This window comes from Duganella flavida (assembly GCF_009857445.1).
Lineage (GTDB): Bacteria > Pseudomonadota > Gammaproteobacteria > Burkholderiales > Burkholderiaceae_D > Rugamonas > Rugamonas flavida.
Map to the genome: position 1 here is coordinate 1 of NZ_WWCN01000062.1, position 509 is coordinate 509.

The window sequence follows — 509 nt, forward strand, 5'->3', positions numbered from 1 at the left end:
ACACAGGTGCTGCATGGCTGTCGTCAGCTCGTGTCGTGAGATGTTGGGTTAAGTCCCGCAACGAGCGCAACCCTTGTCATTAGTTGCTACGCAAGAGCACTCTAATGAGACTGCCGGTGACAAACCGGAGGAAGGTGGGGATGACGTCAAGTCCTCATGGCCCTTATGGGTAGGGCTTCACACGTCATACAATGGTACATACAGAGGGCCGCCAACCCGCGAGGGGGAGCTAATCCCAGAAAGTGTATCGTAGTCCGGATCGTAGTCTGCAACTCGACTACGTGAAGTTGGAATCGCTAGTAATCGCGGATCAGCATGTCGCGGTGAATACGTTCCCGGGTCTTGTACACACCGCCCGTCACACCATGGGAGCGGGTTTTACCAGAAGTAGGTAGCTTAACCGCAAGGAGGGCGCTTACCACGGTAGGATTCGTGACTGGGGTGAAGTCGTAACAAGGTAGCCGTATCGGAAGGTGCGGCTGGATCACCTCCTTTCTAGAGTTTGCAGG

General features: G+C 54.8%; 1 rRNA gene. It reads left to right on the forward strand.

Annotated features, from left to right (window positions below):
• Window positions 1-495: ribosomal RNA gene (locus GTP46_RS29185) — 16S ribosomal RNA — on the forward strand; the annotation flags it as partial.
• Between the last annotated feature and the right edge of the window lie 14 nt (window positions 496-509).